A 1,273-nucleotide genomic window follows, 5' to 3' on the forward strand; every position below is an offset into this window, starting at 1 on the left:
CGGATTTTTCACCCAGTCCCTTTCTGATCGTGATCCCGAGCTTTTTGGCTCGATCACGTCGGAACTGGGTCGTCAGCGCGACGAGATCGAGCTGATCGCGTCCGAGAATATCGTCTCTGCCGCCGTGATGGAGGCGCAGGGCTCGGTGATGACCAACAAATACGCCGAAGGCTATCCCGGCCGCCGCTATTATGGCGGCTGCCAGTTCGTCGACATCGCCGAAAACCTGGCCATCGACCGCGCCAAGCAGCTGTTCGGCTGTGAATTCGCCAACGTGCAGCCCAATTCCGGCTCTCAGGCCAACCAGGGCGTGTTTCAGGCGCTGATCAAGCCCGGCGACACCATTCTGGGCATGAGCCTGGATGCCGGCGGTCACCTGACCCACGGCGCCCGCCCGAACCAGTCGGGCAAGTGGTTCAACGCGGTGCAATACGGCGTGCGCCAGCAGGACAACATGCTGGATTATGATCAGGTCGAGGCGCTGGCGAAAGAGCACCAGCCCAAGCTGATCATCGCCGGCGGTTCGGCCATCCCACGCCAGATCGACTTTGCCCGCATGCGTCAGATTGCCGACATGGTCGGTGCCTATCTGCACGTGGACATGGCGCATTTTGCCGGTCTGGTCGCGGCGGGCGAACATCCAAGCCCCTTCCCGCATGCGCATGTGGCCACCACCACCACGCACAAGACCCTGCGCGGCCCGCGCGGCGGCATGATCCTGACCAATGATGAAGATATCGCCAAGAAAGTGAACTCGGCCATCTTCCCCGGCATTCAGGGCGGCCCGCTGATGCATGTGATCGCGGCCAAAGCCGTGGCCTTTGGCGAGGCGCTGCGGCCCGAGTTCAAGGACTATGTCAAGCAGGTGATCACCAACGCACAGGCGCTGTCGGATCAGCTGATCAAGGGCGGTCTGGACACGGTGACCCACGGCACCGACACCCATGTGGTGCTGGTCGACCTGCGCCCCAAAGGCGTCAAGGGCAACGCCACCGAAAAGGCCTTGGGCCGGGCGCATATCACCTGCAACAAGAACGGTGTGCCGTTTGATCCGGAAAAGCCGACCATCACGTCGGGCATCCGTCTGGGTTCGCCCGCCGGCACCACCCGCGGCTTCGGCGAGGTCGAATTCCGCCAGATCGCCGACTGGATCATCGAAGTGGTCGACGGCCTGGCCGCCAATGGCGAAGACGGCAACGGCGCCGTCGAAGCCAAGGTCAAGGCCGAGGTCGCAGACCTCTGCGCCAAATTCCCGATCTATCCGAACCTGTAA

The 1,273-nt window shown here is 62.8% G+C and carries 1 protein-coding gene; it reads left to right on the forward strand.

Annotated features, from left to right (window positions below):
• Window positions 1-1,273: serine hydroxymethyltransferase (gene glyA, locus GS611_RS20995; RefSeq protein ID WP_253283377.1), on the forward strand; the 1,273-nt coding region annotated here is incomplete at its 5' end.

This window comes from Ruegeria sp. HKCCD6119 (assembly GCF_013110585.1).
In the GTDB taxonomy this organism is placed as follows: Bacteria; Pseudomonadota; Alphaproteobacteria; order Rhodobacterales; family Rhodobacteraceae; genus Ruegeria.